The organism is Pseudomonas sp. AC463 (genome assembly GCF_979253585.1).
On sequence record NZ_CEEDDZ010000016.1, the window covers coordinates 123,777 to 139,276 of the forward strand.

The following is a 15,500-nucleotide window of genomic DNA, read 5'->3' on the forward strand; positions in this document are numbered from 1 at the left end:
AGACTACAGAGAACCCTGTGGGAGGGGGCTTGCCCCCTCCCATATTTGGTCCGAGTCGAACTCAGTAACGTATTGATTTTTCAGAAGTCCAGGCCGGGCCGCTGCGACGACCCGCGCCTTTTTGGAGCACCGCACCATGACGCTTGCAGTCCAATTCACCCACGTTTCCCGTCAGTTCGGCGAAGTGAAAGCCGTTGACCGGGTTTCCATCGATATCCAGGACGGCGAGTTCTTTTCCATGCTCGGCCCTTCCGGCTCGGGCAAAACCACGTGCCTGCGCCTGATCGCCGGGTTCGAGCAACCGAGCGCAGGCTCGATCCGTATCCATGGCGAGGAAGCCGCCGGCTTGCCGCCGTACCAGCGCGACGTGAACACCGTGTTTCAGGATTACGCGCTGTTCCCCCACATGAATGTGCGTGACAACGTGGCCTACGGCCTCAAGGTCAAGGGCGTGGGCAAGGCCGAACGCCTCAACCGCGCCGAAGAGGCGCTGGGCATGGTCGCCCTCGGCGGCTACGGCGACCGCAAGCCGGTGCAGCTTTCCGGCGGCCAACGCCAACGGGTTGCCCTGGCCCGCGCGCTGGTCAATCGCCCGCGCGTGTTGCTGCTGGATGAGCCCCTCGGCGCCCTCGACCTGAAGCTGCGCGAGCAGATGCAAAGCGAGCTGAAAAAGCTGCAACGCCAGCTCGGCATCACCTTTATCTTCGTGACCCACGACCAGACCGAAGCGCTGTCGATGTCCGACCGCGTGGCCGTATTCAACAAGGGCCGCATCGAGCAGGTCGATACGCCGCGCAACTTATATATGAAGCCCGCCACCGCCTTTGTCGCCGAATTCGTCGGCACCTCCAATGTGATTCGCGGCGAACTGGCCCAACGCCTCAGCGGCAGCCCGCAGCCCTTCTCGATTCGCCCGGAACACGTACGTTTTGCCGAAGGCCCGCTGGGCGCCGACCAAGTGGAAGTGACCGGCGTGCTGCACGACATCCAGTACCAGGGCAGCGCCACCCGCTATGAACTCAAACTGGACAACGGCCAGGCGCTGAATATCAGCCAGGCCAACAACCAGTGGCTGGACATCAGCAGCGGCCATGCGGTGGGCCAGCCGATCACCGCACGCTGGGCGCGCGAAGCCATGACCACCCTCACCGACAGCGCAGGCGAGGTGTGACATGAGCCTGGCCCTTTCCCAACCGCCGATGCGCAGGTTTTCCAACCTGTTGTACAAGAAGCCCAACCTCTACCTGGCGATGCTGCTGATACCGCCGCTGATCTGGTTCGGCGCGATCTACCTCGGCTCGCTGCTGACCCTGCTGTGGCAAGGTTTCTATACCTTCGACGACTTCACCATGGCGGTCACCCCGGACCTGACCCTGGCCAACTTCGCCGCGCTGTTCCAGCCGTCGAACTTCGACATCATCCTGCGCACCCTGAGCATGGCGATTGTGGTGTCGATCGCCAGCGCCGTGGTGGCCTTCCCCATCGCCTACTACATGGCGCGCTACACCACGGGCAAGACCAAGGCGTTTTTCTACATCGCGGTGATGATGCCGATGTGGGCCAGCTATATCGTCAAGGCCTATGCCTGGACCTTGCTGCTGGCCAAGGGCGGCGTGGCGCAGTGGTTCGTGCAGCACCTGGGCCTGGAGCCGGTGTTGCAGTTCGTGCTGGGCATTCCCGGCGTGGGCGGCAGCACCTTGAGCACCTCGCACCTGGGGCGCTTCATGGTGTTCGTCTACATCTGGCTGCCGTTCATGATCCTGCCGATCCAGGCATCGCTGGAGCGTTTGCCGCCGTCGTTGCTGCAAGCCTCCGCCGACCTGGGCGCCAAGCCGCGCCAGACCTTTATGCAGGTGATTCTGCCGCTGTCGATTCCGGGGATTGCCGCCGGGTCGATCTTTACGTTCTCGCTGACCCTGGGCGATTTCATCGTGCCGCAACTGGTGGGCCCGCCGGGCTACTTCGTCGGCGGCATGGTCTACGCGCAGCAAGGCGCCATCGGCAACATGCCCATGGCCGCGGCGTTCACCCTGGTGCCAATCGTGCTGATCGCGGTTTACCTGTCCATCGTCAAACGCCTGGGGGCCTTCGATGCACTCTGAAAAATCATCGCTGGGTCTGAAGATCGCAGCCTGGGGCGGGTTGGTGTTTTTGCACTTCCCGATCCTGATCATCTTCCTTTACGCCTTCAACACCGAAGAAGCCGCGTTCAGCTTTCCGCCCCAGGGTTTCACCCTGAAGTGGTTCAGCGTGGCCTTCGCCCGGCCCGATGTGCTTGAAGCGATCAAGCTGTCGCTGCAGATTGCGGCCATTGCCACGCTGATCGCCATGGTGCTCGGCACGCTGGCCTCGGCGGCGCTGTATCGGCGTGAGTTCTTTGGCAAGCAAGGCGTGTCGCTGATGTTGATCTTGCCGATTGCGTTGCCGGGGATCATCACCGGTATCGCGCTGCTGGCGACCTTCAAGACCCTGGGCATCGAGCCTGGAATGTTCACCATCATCGTCGGCCACGCCACGTTCTGCGTGGTGATCGTCTACAACAACGTGATCGCCCGCCTGCGCCGTACTTCCCACAGCCTGATCGAAGCCTCGATGGACCTGGGCGCCGACGGCTGGCAGACCTTCCGCTACATCATCATGCCCAACCTCGGCTCGGCGCTGCTGGCCGGCGGCATGCTGGCGTTTGCGCTGTCGTTTGACGAAATCATCGTCACCACCTTCACCGCCGGCCACGAACGCACGTTGCCGCTGTGGCTGCTCAACCAGCTCAGCCGCCCACGGGATGTGCCGGTGACCAACGTGGTGGCGATGCTGGTGATGCTGGTGACGATGTTCCCGATTCTCGGTGCCTATTACCTGACCCGCGGCGGTGAAAGCGTGGCGGGGAGTGGCGGTAAATAACTTTGTCACTGAAGAAAGAACAATTGTTTCTGGAGGACTGAACCATGCAAACCAAACTCTTGATCAATGGCCAACTGGTCGAAGGCGAAGGCCCGGCCCAGGCCGTATTCAACCCGGCGCTCGGCCGCGTGCTGGTGGAAATCAACGAAGCCAGCGAAGCCCAGGTCGACGCCGCCGTGCGCGCCGCCGACGCGGCGTTTGAAAGCTGGTCGCAAACCGCGCCCAAGGATCGCTCGCTGCTGCTGCTCAAACTCGCGGACGCAATCGAAGCCCATGGCGAGGAGCTGGCCAAGCTTGAATCCGACAACTGCGGCAAGCCCTACAGCGCCGCGCTGAACGACGAGATCCCGGCGATTGCCGATGTGTTCCGCTTCTTCGCCGGCGCCAGCCGTTGCATGAGCGGTTCGGCCGGCGGTGAATACCTGCCCGGCCACACGTCGATGATTCGCCGCGACCCGGTGGGTGTGATCGCCTCCATCGCGCCGTGGAACTACCCGCTGATGATGGTCGCCTGGAAAATCGCCCCGGCCCTGGCCGCCGGTAATACCGTGGTGCTCAAGCCGTCGGAGCAAACCCCGCTGACCGCGCTGCGCATGGTCGAATTGGCATCGGAAATTTTCCCCGCCGGTGTACTCAACCTGGTGTTCGGGCGTGGGCCAACCGTAGGCAGCCCGTTGGTGAACCACCCGAAAGTACGCATGGTGTCGCTGACCGGTTCCATCGCCACCGGCGCGAATATCATCTCCAGCACCGCCGACAGCGTGAAGCGCATGCACATGGAACTGGGCGGCAAGGCGCCGGTGATCATCTTCAACGACGCGGATATCGACGCGGCCGTGGAAGGCATTCGTACCTTCGGCTTCTATAACGCCGGCCAGGACTGCACCGCTGCGTGTCGCATTTACGCCCAGGCAGATATCTACGATGCGTTTGTCGAGAAGCTCGGCGCCGCCGTGGCCAGCATCAAGTACGGCTTGCAGGATGACCCCGCCACCGAGTTGGGCCCGCTGATCACCGCACAACACCGCGACCGCGTGGCCGGGTTTGTCGAACGCGCAGTGGCCCAGCCGCATATCCGCCTGGTCACGGGTGGCAAAGCGGTGGAAGGCAATGGCTTCTTCTTTGAACCGACCGTACTGGCCGACGCGCAGCAAGACGACGAAATCGTACGCCGCGAAGTGTTCGGGCCGGTGGTGTCGGTGACCAAGTTCAACGACGAGGCACAGGTACTCGGCTGGGCCAATGATTCGGACTACGGCCTGGCTTCGTCCGTATGGACCGCCGATGTAGGCCGTGCCCACCGCCTGGCCGCGCGCTTGCAGTACGGCTGCACCTGGGTGAACACGCACTTCATGCTTGTCAGCGAAATGCCCCACGGCGGTCAGAAACTGTCGGGCTATGGCAAGGATATGTCCATGTACGGGCTGGAGGACTACACCACCGTTCGGCATGTGATGTTCAAGCACTGAGGCTGCACATCCCGGCATCCGCCCTGGGTGCCGGGAACCTATAACAATAATTCAGGATCCCCCATGGACATCACCCGCCGCGACTTCCTCAACGGCGTCGCCATCACTATCGCCGCCGGCATGACCCCGCTGCAAATCCTCCAGGCCGCGCCCGACGGCAGCTACTACCCACCCGCCCTCACCGGCCTGCGCGGCAGCCATGTCGGCTCGTTCGAAGTGGCGCACCAGATGGGGTGGGAAAAGAAGGTCTTCGACACCGAGAAGCTGCCGATCACCGAGGACTATGACCTGGTGGTGGTCGGCGGCGGCTTGAGCGGTTTGTCGGCGGCGTGGTTCTACCGCGAGAAGCACCCGAAGGCGAAGATCCTGATCCTGGAAAACCACGACGACTTCGGCGGCCACGCCAAGCGCAATGAATTCCAGGCCGGTGGCCGCATGATCATCGGCTACGGCGGCAGCGAGGCATTCCAGTCGCCAAACCATCTGTACAGCAAGCAAGTGAACGGCCTGCTGAAAAAGCTCGGGGTGAATATCAAGCGTTTCGAGACCGCCTTTGACCGCCAGTTCTACCCCGGCCTGGGGCTGTCGCGCGGGGTGTTTTTCGACAAGGAAAACTTCGGCGAAGACAAACTGGTGACCGGCGACCCGACGCCGATGGTGGCCGACGACATCGCCCCGGACCAGTTGCATGCGCGCTCCATCAGCGACTTTATCAATGACTTCCCATTGCCAGCGGCCGACCGCCAGGCGTTGATCGACCTGCACATGGCGCCCAAGGACTACCTGCCCGGTAAAACCGCCGAGGAAAAGGCCGACTACCTGGCGGCCACCAGCTACCGCGATTTCCTGCTGAAAAACGTAGGGTTGTCGCAAGGTGCGGTGAAGTACTTCCAGAGTCGCACCAATGACTTCATGGCCCTGAGCATTGACGCGGTGGCGTCTTCCGATGCCTACAGCGTGGGTTTCCCAGGCTTCGGCGGGATGAACCTGGCGCCGATCAGCGAAGAGGCCGCTGCAGAAATGGAAGAGCCCTACATCTACCACTTCCCGGATGGCAACGCGTCGCTCGCGCGCCTGCTGGTGCGCAGCCTGGTCCCGGGCGTGGCGCCGGGGCACACCATGGACGATATCGTGCTGGCGGCCTTTGACTATGCCAGGCTCGACCAACCCAAGGCCCCGGTGCGCGTGCGCTTGAACAGCACGGCGGTCAGCGTGCGCAATGTGGGCGACGGCGTGCACATCGGCTACAGCCGTGGTGGGCAACTCGCACAAGTGCGCGGCAAACGCTGCATCCTCGCCTGCTACAACATGATGATCCCGTACCTGCTCAAAGACCTGCCGGCGCCCCAGGCTCATGCGTTGAGCCAGAACGTGAAATTCCCGCTGGTGTACACCAAGGTGGTGATCCGCAACTGGCAGTCGTTCCAGAAACTGGGGGTGCATGAGATTTACGCCGCCACCCAGCCGTACAGCCGCATCAAGCTGGACTACCCGGTGAGCATGGGCGGCTACGACCACCCGCGCGACCCGACGCAGCCGATTGGCTTGCACATGGTCTACGTGCCCACCAGCCCCAACAGCGGCATGAACGCCCGCGACCAGGCCCGCGCCGGGCGTGGCAAGTTGTATGGGCAGACGTTCGAGCAGCTTGAAGCGCAGTTGCGTGACCAGCTGCAACGTATGCTCGGCCCGGGCGGGTTCAACCATGAAACCGATATCCTCGGGATCACCGTGAACCGCTGGTCCCATGGTTATGCGTATTTTTCCAACAGCCTGTTTGATAATGCTGACGAAAGCGAAGCGCTGATGAACCTGGCGCGCAAGCCGGTGGGGCACGTGAGCATCGCCAACTCGGATGCGGCCTGGAGTGCGTATGCGCATGCAGCGATTGATGAGGCTTACAGGGCAGTGGGTGAAGTAGCCTGAAATAAGGTTTAACAGGCAATACAAAACCAAATGTGGGAGGGGGCAAGTCGAATCGTCGCACCGCCCCTCCCACATTTGATCTTCATAATTCTTGAGTAAAGTGCTGATCCTCAGGCCCGGAAATGTCTTGTCGCATTTGCAACGCCATCACCCCGCTATCAATCATTTTTCCTACAGCATCGAACCGCTTAAGCTATCCGGCGTCTGTTTAATGTCCGTTGCGTTTGGCCGAAGGCATGTCCGAACCGTAATTTCTGATCCAGCACGTGCCAGGAACGGCGCGGGATTTGCTCACGACAGGTTGTCTCTATGCACCGCAGGAATTTACTCAAAGCGTCCATGGCCATTGCGGCTTACACCGGTTTGTCGGCCAGCGGCCTGCTCGCCGCGCAGGCCTGGGCCGGGAACCGTGCCGCCGATGGCAAGGCCGTGGCCTTCGATTTTGACGCGCTGAAAGCCCAGGCCAAGCAGCTCGCCGGCACCGCGTACAAAGATACCAAACAGGTGTTGCCGCCAACCTTGGCGACCATGACCCCACAGAATTTCAACGCCATCGGCTACGACGGCAAGCATTCGCTGTGGAAGGAATTGAACGGCCAGCTGGACGTGCAGTTCTTCCACGTCGGCATGGGTTTCAAGACGCCGGTGCGCATGCACAGCGTCGACCCCAAGACCCGTGAAGCCCGCGAGGTGCATTTCCGCCCTTCGCTGTTCAACTATGAAAAAACCACGGTCGACACCAAACAGCTGACCGGCGACCTGGGTTTCTCCGGCTTCAAGCTGTTCAAGGCGCCGGAACTGGACCGCCACGACGTGCTGTCGTTTCTCGGCGCCAGCTACTTCCGCGCGGTGGATTCCACCGGCCAGTACGGCCTTTCCGCACGTGGCCTGGCGATTGATACCTACGCGAAAAAGCGCGAGGAATTCCCCGACTTCACGCAGTTCTGGTTCGAAACCCCGGACAAGAACGCCACGCGCTTTGTGGTCTACGCCTTGCTCGACTCGCCGAGCGCCACCGGTGCCTACCGCTTCGATATCGACTGCCAGGCCAACCAGGTGGTGATGGCCATCGACGCCCACATCAATGCGCGTACCACCATCGAGCAACTGGGCATCGCGCCGATGACCAGCATGTTCAGCTGCGGCACCCACGAGCGCCGCATGTGCGACACCATCCATCCGCAAATCCACGACTCGGACCGCCTGGCCATGTGGCGCGGCAACGGCGAGTGGATCTGCCGCCCGCTGAACAACCCGGCCAAGCTGCAGTTCAACGCGTTTGCCGACACCGACCCGAAAGGCTTCGGCCTGGTGCAGACCGACCATGAATTCGCCAGCTACCAGGACACCGTGGACTGGTACAGCAAGCGCCCAAGCCTGTGGGTAGAACCGACCACCGCCTGGGGCGAAGGCTCGATAGACCTGCTGGAAATCCCCACCACCGGCGAAACCCTGGACAACATCGTGGCCTTCTGGACCCCGAAAAAACCGGTGGCCGCCGGCGACTCGCTCAACTATGGCTACAAGCTCTACTGGAGCGCCCTGCCGCCGGTGAGCACGCCGTTGGCGCAGGTCGACGCGACCCGTTCCGGCATGGGCGGTTTCACCGAAGGCTGGGCACCGGGCGAGCATTACCCTGAGGTATGGGCACGGCGTTTTGCCGTGGACTTCAAGGGCGGCGGCCTGGACCGCCTGCCGGAAGGCACCGGGATCGAGCCGGTGGTGACCTGCTCCCACGGCGAAGTCAAAGACTTCAGCGTGCTGGTGCTCGACAACATCAAGGGCTACCGCATCCTGTTCGACTGGTACCCGACCAGCGACAGCGTGGAGCCGGTGGAACTGCGGCTGTTTATCCGCACCCAGGACCGCACCTTGAGTGAGACCTGGTTGTACCAGTACTTCCCGCCTGCGCCGCAGCTGCGTAAGTACACCTGACGCTAAAGGTAGGAATGAGCTTGTGTGGGAGGGGGCTTGCTCCCGATGGCGGTGGGCCAGTGACAGATGTGCTGGCTGACACACCGCTATCGGGGGCAAGTCGAATCGTCGCACCGCCCCTCCCACATTTGTTCTGCATCGGTTCTAGAACCGCGACACACTCTTCATCGCCCCAATCAGATACCGCATCGCCACCTGGTCACTCTCGGTCAGGGCGCGATACTGCGCGAGCAATTCGGCCTCATCCGAACTCAACCGGCTACCCCGCAAGACCCCGCTGCGCGCCAGAAAAGACGCCACCACACCCGCAACACCATATGACTTGGCCATGGACTGCTTCTCCTGATATCGATCAAAACTCCTGGTGCCCATCACCTGCATCCCGTGAAGATCCTGACTCCCTGGGCCAGAAATCAGACTTACCCTAAGCGTAGAAACAATCTCACCACGCGTGGGATTTTTTTAGAGTATTCACTTAAAAAACTGATTAGGTAACAAAGACCTACAGTCTTGTCCCACAGCATCACCCATAAAAAAACCCACCGGATCAGGGTGGGTTTTTGATAGGCCGTAGGCGTCAATCCCTAAGGTCAGACTCATGAATCGGTTGATCGCGATGAGTCGCTCGCTGGTACTGCGCCGGCCAGGTGGCCTTGCGCCCGCCCAGGTCATCGTCGGCATGCAGCGGCCAGTACGGGTCACGCAGCAGCTCACGGGCGAGGAAGATGATGTCGGCCTGGCAGGTGCGCAGGATGTGCTCGGCCTGGGCCGGTTCGGTAATCATCCCTACGGTGCCGGTGGCGATGCCCGACTCTTTGCGCACACGCTCGGCGAAGCGCGTCTGGTAGCCGGGGCCGGTGGGGATTTCGGCGTTGGCGGCGGTGCCACCCGAGGACACGTCGATCAGGTCCACGCCCAGCGCCTTGAGGCGGTGGGCCAGTTCTACGGTTTCATCGGGGTTCCAGCCATCCTCCACCCAGTCGGTGGCCGACACCCGCACAAACAGCGGCAGCTCTTGTGGCCACACCTCACGCACCGCCTCGGTCACTTGCAGCACCAGGCGGATACGGTTTTCAAAGGAGCCGCCGTACTGGTCCTGGCGCTGATTGCTGATGGGCGAAAGGAATTGATGCAGCAGGTAACCGTGGGCGGCGTGGATTTCCACCACTTCAAAACCGGCGGTCAACGCGCGCTTGGCGGCGGCGACAAAGTCGGCGATCACCTGCTGGATCTGCCCTTCGTCCAGCGGCTTGGGCTGGGTGTGCTGCGGGTCAAAGGCAATCGGCGATGGGCCTACCGGCACCCAGCCGCCATCGGCCGGCTTGACGCTGCCGTGCTTGCCGAGCCACGGCCGATGGGTGCTGGCCTTGCGCCCGGCGTGGGCCAGCTGGATGCCCGCCACCGCGCCCTGGGCGGCAATAAAGCGGGTGATGCGTTGCAGCGGTTCGATCTGTGCGTCGTTCCACAAACCGAGGTCTTCGGCGGTGATGCGGCCGTCGGCGGTCACGGCGGTGGCTTCGGTGAAGATCAGGCCGGCGCCCCCGACGGCGCGGCTGCCGAGGTGGACCAGGTGCCAGTCATTGGCCAGGCCATCGACACTGGAGTACTGGCACATCGGCGACACTGCAATGCGGTTGAGCAGGGTCAATTGGCGCAGGGTATAGGGTTCGAGCAGCTGACTCATGGCGCACCTCTTCTGGGTTCTGTGGGCACTATTCAAACAGTGCTTAGAGCCTAGTCGACAACAGTGGATTGCACAGGGTTCAGACGCAAAGCGGGAGCCGATTGCCGGCTCCCGTGCAGCAGCAGCTTACATTTCGACCTGGGTACCCAGCTCGATCACCCGGTTTACCGGGAGCTTGAAGAAGCGCAGGTTGCCGTTGGCGTTCTTCAACATGAACGCAAACAGGCCTTCGCGCCAACGCGCCATGCCCTTGATGCGCGAGGCGATCACCGTTTCGCGGCTGAGGAAGTAGGTGGTGCGCATCGGGCTGAAATCCAGGTCGTCCAGATGGCACAGCTTCAAGGCTTCGGGCACGTCCGGCTCATCGGTAAAGCCGAAGTGCAGGATTACGCGGAAGAACCCTTCACCGTAGGCATCCACCTCGAAGCGCCGCGCGGCGGGTACGCGCGGGATGTCTTCATAGACCACCGTGAGCAACACCACTTGCTCGTGCAGCACCTGGTTATGCAGCAGGTTGTGCAACAGCGCGTGGGGAACGGCGTCGGGCCGCGCGGTGAGGAATACCGCGGTACCCTGCACCCGATGAGGCGGCTGCACGCGGATGCTGCTGATAAAGATCGGCAGCGGCAGGCCGCCCTCGTCGAGGCGTTCCACCAGCAATTGCTTGCCGCGTTTCCAGGTGGTCATCAGCACAAACAGCACGATCCCGGCCAGCACCGGGAAGGCGCCGCCCTGGATGATCTTCGGCACGTTGGCGGCAAAGTACAGGCCGTCCACCAACAGGCAGCAGACCAGCACCGGCACGGCCAGCACCGGTGGCCATTTCCACAGCAGCAGCATCACCGCCGAGACCAGGATGGTGGTCATCAACATGGTGCCGGTCACCGCCACGCCGTAGGCCGAGGCCAGCGCATTGGAGGACTCGAAGCCCAGCACCAGCAGGATCACGCCGACCATCAGCGACCAGTTCACCGCGCCAATGTAGATCTGGCCCTGCTCGGCGCTGGAGGTGTGCTGGATGTGCATGCGCGGGATGTAACCCAGCTGGATCGCCTGGCGCGTCAACGAGAACGCACCGGAAATCACCGCCTGGGACGCAATCACCGTGGCCAGGGTGGACAACACCACCAGCGGGATCAGCGCCCAGCTCGGCGCCAGCAGGTAGAACGGGTTGCGCGCGGCTTCCGGATCACCCAGCAGCATGGCGCCCTGGCCGAAATAGTTGAGCACCAGCGCCGGCAGCACCAGGATAAACCAGGCGCGAGCGATGGGTTTGCGGCCGAAGTGGCCCATGTCGGCATACAGCGCTTCGGCGCCGGTCAGTGCCAGCACCACCGCGCCAAGAATCGCCACGCCGATGCCGGGGTGCGCTTCGAAGAAACGCACGGCCCACATAGGGTTCATCGCCTGGAGCACTTCAGGATGCAGGGTGATGCCATACACGCCGAGGCCGCCCAGCACCAGAAACCAGGTGACCATCACCGGCCCGAAGAGCTTGCCGATGCGGTCGGTGCCGTGTTTCTGGATCAGGAACAGCGCCACCAGCACCACCAGGGCGATGGGCACCACCCATTTTTCCAGGCCGTCGAACGCCAGCTCCAGGCCTTCCACGGCCGACAAGACGGAAATCGCCGGGGTGATCATGCTGTCGCCGTAGAACAGCGCCGCGCCGCACAGGCCACAGACCACCAGGAAACTGCGCAACTTCTTGCGCTCCCCCGCCGCCCGTCGCGCCAGCGCCGTCAGAGCCATGATGCCGCCCTCGCCCTGGTTGTCGGCGCGCAGCACAAACAGCATGTACTTGATCGACACCACCCAGATCAGCGACCAGAAAATCAGCGCCAGGATCCCCAATACGCCGTCATGGTTGACCTGCACCCCATAACCGCCGTTGAACACCTCTTTAAGGGTGTAGAGCGGGCTGGTGCCGATATCGCCATAAACCACCCCGACCGCCGCCACCAGCATGCCGATAGGCTTGGCATTGGACTGTTCGGCACCTGCTGCCTGACTACTCGCGTGACCCATCAACCACTCCTGCCCTTTGACCTGCGGTCTTTTATAAACAACGCGTCTAAGCTGACCCTAGCATGCGCTGTTTTACTTCTCGTAACAGACGTTTTATTGACCCCGGGGTTTCACCTGTGGGCAACGGCGCGAAGCATAGCGCAGCACTCGTCGCATTTCCCTGCATAAAGCTGGTCAAGTGCGCTGCCCGTCGCTAGAATTGCGCACTTTTTGATCAGAGGCACACCAAGTGCCCGTCTACCGCCGTGTCGTGCCCGACTGGCGGCGTCATTCAATACCGAGGTTAGACATGTCCACCACCATCGCAAAGGCCAACCCCAAGGTTGGCTTTGTTTCCCTGGGTTGCCCGAAGGCCCTGGTCGACTCCGAACGCATCCTTACGCAACTGCGTATGGAAGGCTATGACGTCGTGTCCACCTACCAGGACGCTGACGTGGTGGTGGTCAACACCTGTGGCTTCATTGACTCGGCCAAGGCAGAGTCGCTGGAAGTGATCGGCGAAGCAATCAAGGAAAACGGCAAGGTCATCGTGACCGGCTGCATGGGCGTGGAAGAAGGCAATATCCGCAAGGTGCACCCAAGCGTGCTGGCCGTGACCGGCCCGCAGCAGTACGAGCAGGTGGTGAATGCCGTGCACCAGGTGGTGCCGCCGCGTCAGGATCACAACCCGCTGATCGACCTGGTGCCGCCGCAAGGCATCAAGCTGACCCCGCGCCACTATGCGTACCTGAAGATTTCCGAAGGCTGCAACCACAGCTGCAGCTTCTGCATCATCCCGTCGATGCGCGGCAAGCTGGTCAGCCGCCCGGTCGGTGATGTGCTGGACGAGGCCCAGCGCCTGGTCAAATCCGGCGTCAAGGAGCTGTTGGTGATCTCCCAGGACACCAGCGCCTATGGCGTGGACGTGAAATACCGCACCGGTTTCTGGAACGGCGCGCCGGTGAAAACCCGCATGACCGAGCTGTGCGAAGCCCTCAGCAGCCTGGGTGTGTGGGTGCGCCTGCACTACGTCTACCCGTACCCGCACGTGGACGAGCTGATCCCGTTGATGGCCGCCGGCAAGATCCTGCCGTACCTGGACATCCCGTTCCAGCACGCCAGCCCTAAAGTGCTCAAGGCCATGAAACGCCCGGCCTTCGAAGACAAGACCCTGGCGCGCATCAAGAACTGGCGCGAGATCTGCCCGGAGCTGATCATCCGTTCCACCTTCATCGTCGGTTTCCCTGGCGAAACCGAAGAAGACTTCCAGTACCTGCTGGACTGGCTGACCGAAGCGCAGCTGGACCGCGTCGGTTGCTTCCAGTACTCGCCAGTGGAAGGTGCCCCGGCCAACCTGCTGGACCTGGCCGTGGTGCCGGACGACGTCAAGCAGGACCGTTGGGAGCGTTTCATGGCGCACCAACAGGCGATCAGCTCGGCGCGCCTGCAACTGCGCATCGGCAAGGAAATCGAAGTGTTGATCGATGAAGTCGACGAGCAAGGCGCGGTTGGCCGCTGCTTCTTCGACGCGCCGGAAATCGACGGCAACGTGTTTATCGACGATGCCAGCGGCTTGAAGCCGGGCGACAAGGTCTGGTGCACCGTGACCGACGCCGACGAATACGACTTGTGGGCGCAAAAGCGCGACTGATTGCCGTACCTCTGAAAAGCCCTGGATCTGATCAAGATTTGGGGCTTTTTTACGTCTATCGTTTGCCCATCGCCAATCATCAGGCAGGGCAGAGAGCATGCGTCGGCATTCGGTTATCCATACACCCAACACCAGCGATTATCAGAAATTGACTGAGCTCTGGGAGGCCTCAGTACGGGCCACCCATGATTTTCTACCGGACAGCTACATCGAACGGCTGAGGAACCTGCTGCTGACGCACTATCTGGACACGGTGATGCTGATTTGCACCAAAGACTCACACCAACGCATTACCGGGTTTGCCGGTGTGGCCGCAGGCAAGGTCGAGATGTTGTACATCGACCCGCAGCACCGGGGCCTGGGCCTGGGCCGGCAATTGCTGCGTTACGCGATCGAGTGCCTGAACGCCGAAAGACTGGATGTGAATGAGCAAAACCCGCAGGCGCTGGAGTTCTATTTCAAGCAAGGCTTCGAAGTGATCGGACGCACGGAGCATGACGGGCTGGGGCAGCCTTATCCGTTGCTGCATATGCGTCTGCGCCAGGTGCAGCAGGCCGCTGGAGGTCTGAGTTAGATCGCGGCGATACGAGCATTTGGGTTTTAATTGGGACCGAGGTGATCCTATCGCGAGCAAGCCCGCTCCCACAAAGGTACAATAGCCGCCCCCTTTTGTTACGGCCCTTGTCATGACTGACCCCATACGCCTCTCCAAACGCCTTATCGAACTGGTCGGCTGCTCCCGTCGGGAGGCTGAGCTGTTTATCGAAGGCGGCTGGGTCTCGGTGGACGGTGAAGTGATCGACGAGCCGCAGTTCAAGGTCACCACGCAAAAGGTCGAACTGGACCCCGACGCCAAGGCCACCGTGCCGGAGCCGGTAACCATCCTGTTGCACGCGCCGGTTGGCGTGGATGCCGAGACGGCCATGGCGTCGATCAGCGCCGAGACCCTCTCCGAAGAACACCGCTTCAGCAAGCGCCCGCTCAAGGGGCATTTCCTGCGCCTGACCGCCAGCGCCGACCTGCAAGCCAAGGCCAGCGGCCTGTTGGTATTTACCCAGGATTGGAAAATCCTGCGCAAGTTGACCGCCGATGCCGCCAAGATCGAGCAGGAATACGTGGTAGAGGTCGAAGGTGAAATGGTTGCCCATGGCCTCAACCGCTTGAACCACGGCCTGACTTACAAAGGCAAAGAGCTGCCGGCGGTAAAAGCCAGCTGGCAGAACGAAAACCGTCTGCGCTTTGCGCTGAAAAACCCCCAGCCCGGCGTCATCGCACTGTTCTGCGAAGCCGTTGGCTTGAAAGTCATTGCCATCCGCCGCATTCGCATTGGCGGCGTGTCCATCGGCAAAGTGCCGGTCGGCCAATGGCGCTACCTGTCCGGCAAAGAGAAGTTCTAAGCCGCTGCCCCTTTCTCGACACCGCCTGATGGGCGGTGTCCTCAGTTGAATACCAGGATTGCCCACCATGATTCACAACGACGTACTGCGCAGCGTTCGCTACATGCTCGACATCAGCGACAACAAGATGGTCGAGATCATCAAGCTCGGCGGCATGGACGTGACCAAGGATGACCTGCTGACCTACCTCAAGAAAGACGAGGAAGAAGGCTTTGTGTTCTGCCCGGACGAGGTGATGGCGCATTTCCTCGATGGCCTGGTGATCTTCAAGCGTGGCAAGGACGAAAGCCGCCCGCCGCAGCCGATCGAAACCCCGGTGACCAACAACATCATCCTGAAAAAGCTGCGCGTGGCCTTCGAACTCAAGGAAGACGACATGCACGCCATCCTCAAGGCGGCCGAGTTCCCGGTGTCCAAGCCTGAGCTGAGCGCGCTGTTCCGCAAGTTCGGCCACACCAACTACCGCACCTGTGGTGACCAGTTGCTGCGCAACTTCCTCAAGGGCCTGACCCTGCGGGTTCGCGCGTAAG

At 61.7% G+C, this 15,500-nt stretch carries 13 protein-coding genes; 10 read left to right on the plus strand and 3 right to left on the minus strand.

Going from position 1 to position 15,500, the window contains the following annotated elements; translation table 11 throughout:
- The first annotated feature begins 136 nt into the window (after window positions 1-136).
- The 6 genes from AC0IYH_RS20530 (at window position 137) to AC0IYH_RS20555 (ending at window position 8,231) form a co-directional block, all read left to right on the plus strand.
- Complete coding sequence (locus AC0IYH_RS20530) at window positions 137-1,171, plus strand: ABC transporter ATP-binding protein (protein ID WP_122774039.1); 1,035 nt, start codon at window positions 137-139, stop codon at window positions 1,169-1,171.
- Between the two features lies 1 nt (window position 1,172).
- Window positions 1,173-2,102 (plus strand): ABC transporter permease, encoded by a 930-nt coding sequence (locus AC0IYH_RS20535; RefSeq protein ID WP_122774041.1) that lies wholly within the window; start codon window positions 1,173-1,175, stop codon window positions 2,100-2,102.
- Window positions 2,092-2,901: an ABC transporter permease gene (locus AC0IYH_RS20540; protein WP_025856826.1), complete on the plus strand. Its 810-nt coding sequence runs from the start codon at window positions 2,092-2,094 to the stop codon at window positions 2,899-2,901. The genes AC0IYH_RS20535 and AC0IYH_RS20540 overlap by 11 nt, the downstream gene beginning before the upstream one ends.
- A gap of 44 nt (window positions 2,902-2,945) precedes the next feature.
- Window positions 2,946-4,370 (plus strand): gamma-aminobutyraldehyde dehydrogenase, encoded by a 1,425-nt coding sequence (locus AC0IYH_RS20545; protein ID WP_471835953.1) that lies wholly within the window; start codon window positions 2,946-2,948, stop codon window positions 4,368-4,370.
- Window positions 4,371-4,433: 63 nt separating this feature from the next.
- The gene (locus AC0IYH_RS20550) at window positions 4,434-6,296 is read left to right on the plus strand and encodes an NAD(P)-binding protein (RefSeq protein ID WP_471835954.1); all 1,863 of its coding nucleotides are present in this window, start codon (window positions 4,434-4,436) and stop codon (window positions 6,294-6,296) included.
- A gap of 309 nt (window positions 6,297-6,605) precedes the next feature.
- Window positions 6,606-8,231 (plus strand): glucan biosynthesis protein D, encoded by a 1,626-nt coding sequence (locus AC0IYH_RS20555; protein ID WP_122774049.1) that lies wholly within the window; start codon window positions 6,606-6,608, stop codon window positions 8,229-8,231.
- 144 nt (window positions 8,232-8,375) lie between these two features.
- Here the strand turns inward: AC0IYH_RS20555 and AC0IYH_RS20560 are convergent, their stop codons facing one another.
- The 3 genes from AC0IYH_RS20560 to AC0IYH_RS20570 all read right to left on the minus strand — a co-directional run bounded on the left by AC0IYH_RS20560 (window position 8,376) and on the right by AC0IYH_RS20570 (window position 11,943).
- Window positions 8,376-8,561, minus strand: coding sequence for a hypothetical protein (locus tag AC0IYH_RS20560; protein ID WP_471835955.1), 186 nt, complete (start codon window positions 8,559-8,561; stop codon window positions 8,376-8,378).
- Between the two features lie 247 nt (window positions 8,562-8,808).
- A complete protein-coding gene (locus AC0IYH_RS20565; protein WP_471835957.1) occupies window positions 8,809-9,915 on the minus strand; it encodes an NADH:flavin oxidoreductase/NADH oxidase in 1,107 nt (368 codons plus the stop codon).
- A 126-nt stretch (window positions 9,916-10,041) separates the two neighbouring features.
- Window positions 10,042-11,943, minus strand: coding sequence for a potassium transporter Kup (locus AC0IYH_RS20570; RefSeq protein ID WP_116628427.1), 1,902 nt, complete (start codon window positions 11,941-11,943; stop codon window positions 10,042-10,044).
- Window positions 11,944-12,232: 289 nt separating this feature from the next.
- Here AC0IYH_RS20570 and rimO point away from each other — a divergent pair, with 289 nt between their 5' ends.
- The 4 genes from rimO (at window position 12,233) to AC0IYH_RS20590 (ending at window position 15,499) form a co-directional block, all read left to right on the plus strand.
- Window positions 12,233-13,573 carry a 30S ribosomal protein S12 methylthiotransferase RimO gene (gene rimO, locus AC0IYH_RS20575; RefSeq protein WP_471835959.1) on the plus strand — a complete coding sequence of 447 codons (1,341 nt, stop codon included), beginning with the start codon at window positions 12,233-12,235 and terminating at the stop codon, window positions 13,571-13,573.
- Between the two features lie 97 nt (window positions 13,574-13,670).
- On the plus strand, window positions 13,671-14,147 hold the full coding sequence (locus tag AC0IYH_RS20580; RefSeq protein ID WP_116628434.1) for a GNAT family N-acetyltransferase: 477 nt from the start codon (window positions 13,671-13,673) through the stop codon (window positions 14,145-14,147).
- A gap of 112 nt (window positions 14,148-14,259) precedes the next feature.
- Window positions 14,260-14,970: an rRNA pseudouridine synthase gene (locus AC0IYH_RS20585; RefSeq protein WP_471835961.1), complete on the plus strand. Its 711-nt coding sequence runs from the start codon at window positions 14,260-14,262 to the stop codon at window positions 14,968-14,970.
- Window positions 14,971-15,037: 67 nt separating this feature from the next.
- Window positions 15,038-15,499 carry a YehS family protein gene (locus tag AC0IYH_RS20590; protein ID WP_032893248.1) on the plus strand — a complete coding sequence of 154 codons (462 nt, stop codon included), beginning with the start codon at window positions 15,038-15,040 and terminating at the stop codon, window positions 15,497-15,499.
- The last annotated feature ends 1 nt before the right edge of the window (window position 15,500 follow it).

Bases quoted from the DNA above. Each gene is read 5' to 3' on its own strand.
- AC0IYH_RS20530 (WP_122774039.1), top strand. From the start codon at position 137: ATGACGCTTGCAGTCCAATTCACCCACGTTTCCCGTCAGTTCGGCGAA.
- AC0IYH_RS20535 (WP_122774041.1), top strand. From the start codon at position 1,173: ATGAGCCTGGCCCTTTCCCAACCGCCGATGCGCAGGTTTTCCAACCTG.
- AC0IYH_RS20540 (WP_025856826.1), top strand. From the start codon at position 2,092: ATGCACTCTGAAAAATCATCGCTGGGTCTGAAGATCGCAGCCTGGGGC.
- AC0IYH_RS20545 (WP_471835953.1), top strand. From the start codon at position 2,946: ATGCAAACCAAACTCTTGATCAATGGCCAACTGGTCGAAGGCGAAGGC.
- AC0IYH_RS20550 (WP_471835954.1), top strand. From the start codon at position 4,434: ATGGACATCACCCGCCGCGACTTCCTCAACGGCGTCGCCATCACTATC.
- AC0IYH_RS20555 (WP_122774049.1), top strand. From the start codon at position 6,606: ATGCACCGCAGGAATTTACTCAAAGCGTCCATGGCCATTGCGGCTTAC.
- AC0IYH_RS20560 (WP_471835955.1), bottom strand. From the start codon at position 8,561: ATGGCCAAGTCATATGGTGTTGCGGGTGTGGTGGCGTCTTTTCTGGCG.
- AC0IYH_RS20565 (WP_471835957.1), bottom strand. From the start codon at position 9,915: ATGAGTCAGCTGCTCGAACCCTATACCCTGCGCCAATTGACCCTGCTC.
- AC0IYH_RS20570 (WP_116628427.1), bottom strand. From the start codon at position 11,943: ATGGGTCACGCGAGTAGTCAGGCAGCAGGTGCCGAACAGTCCAATGCC.
- rimO (WP_471835959.1), top strand. From the start codon at position 12,233: ATGTCCACCACCATCGCAAAGGCCAACCCCAAGGTTGGCTTTGTTTCC.
- AC0IYH_RS20580 (WP_116628434.1), top strand. From the start codon at position 13,671: ATGCGTCGGCATTCGGTTATCCATACACCCAACACCAGCGATTATCAG.
- AC0IYH_RS20585 (WP_471835961.1), top strand. From the start codon at position 14,260: ATGACTGACCCCATACGCCTCTCCAAACGCCTTATCGAACTGGTCGGC.
- AC0IYH_RS20590 (WP_032893248.1), top strand. From the start codon at position 15,038: ATGATTCACAACGACGTACTGCGCAGCGTTCGCTACATGCTCGACATC.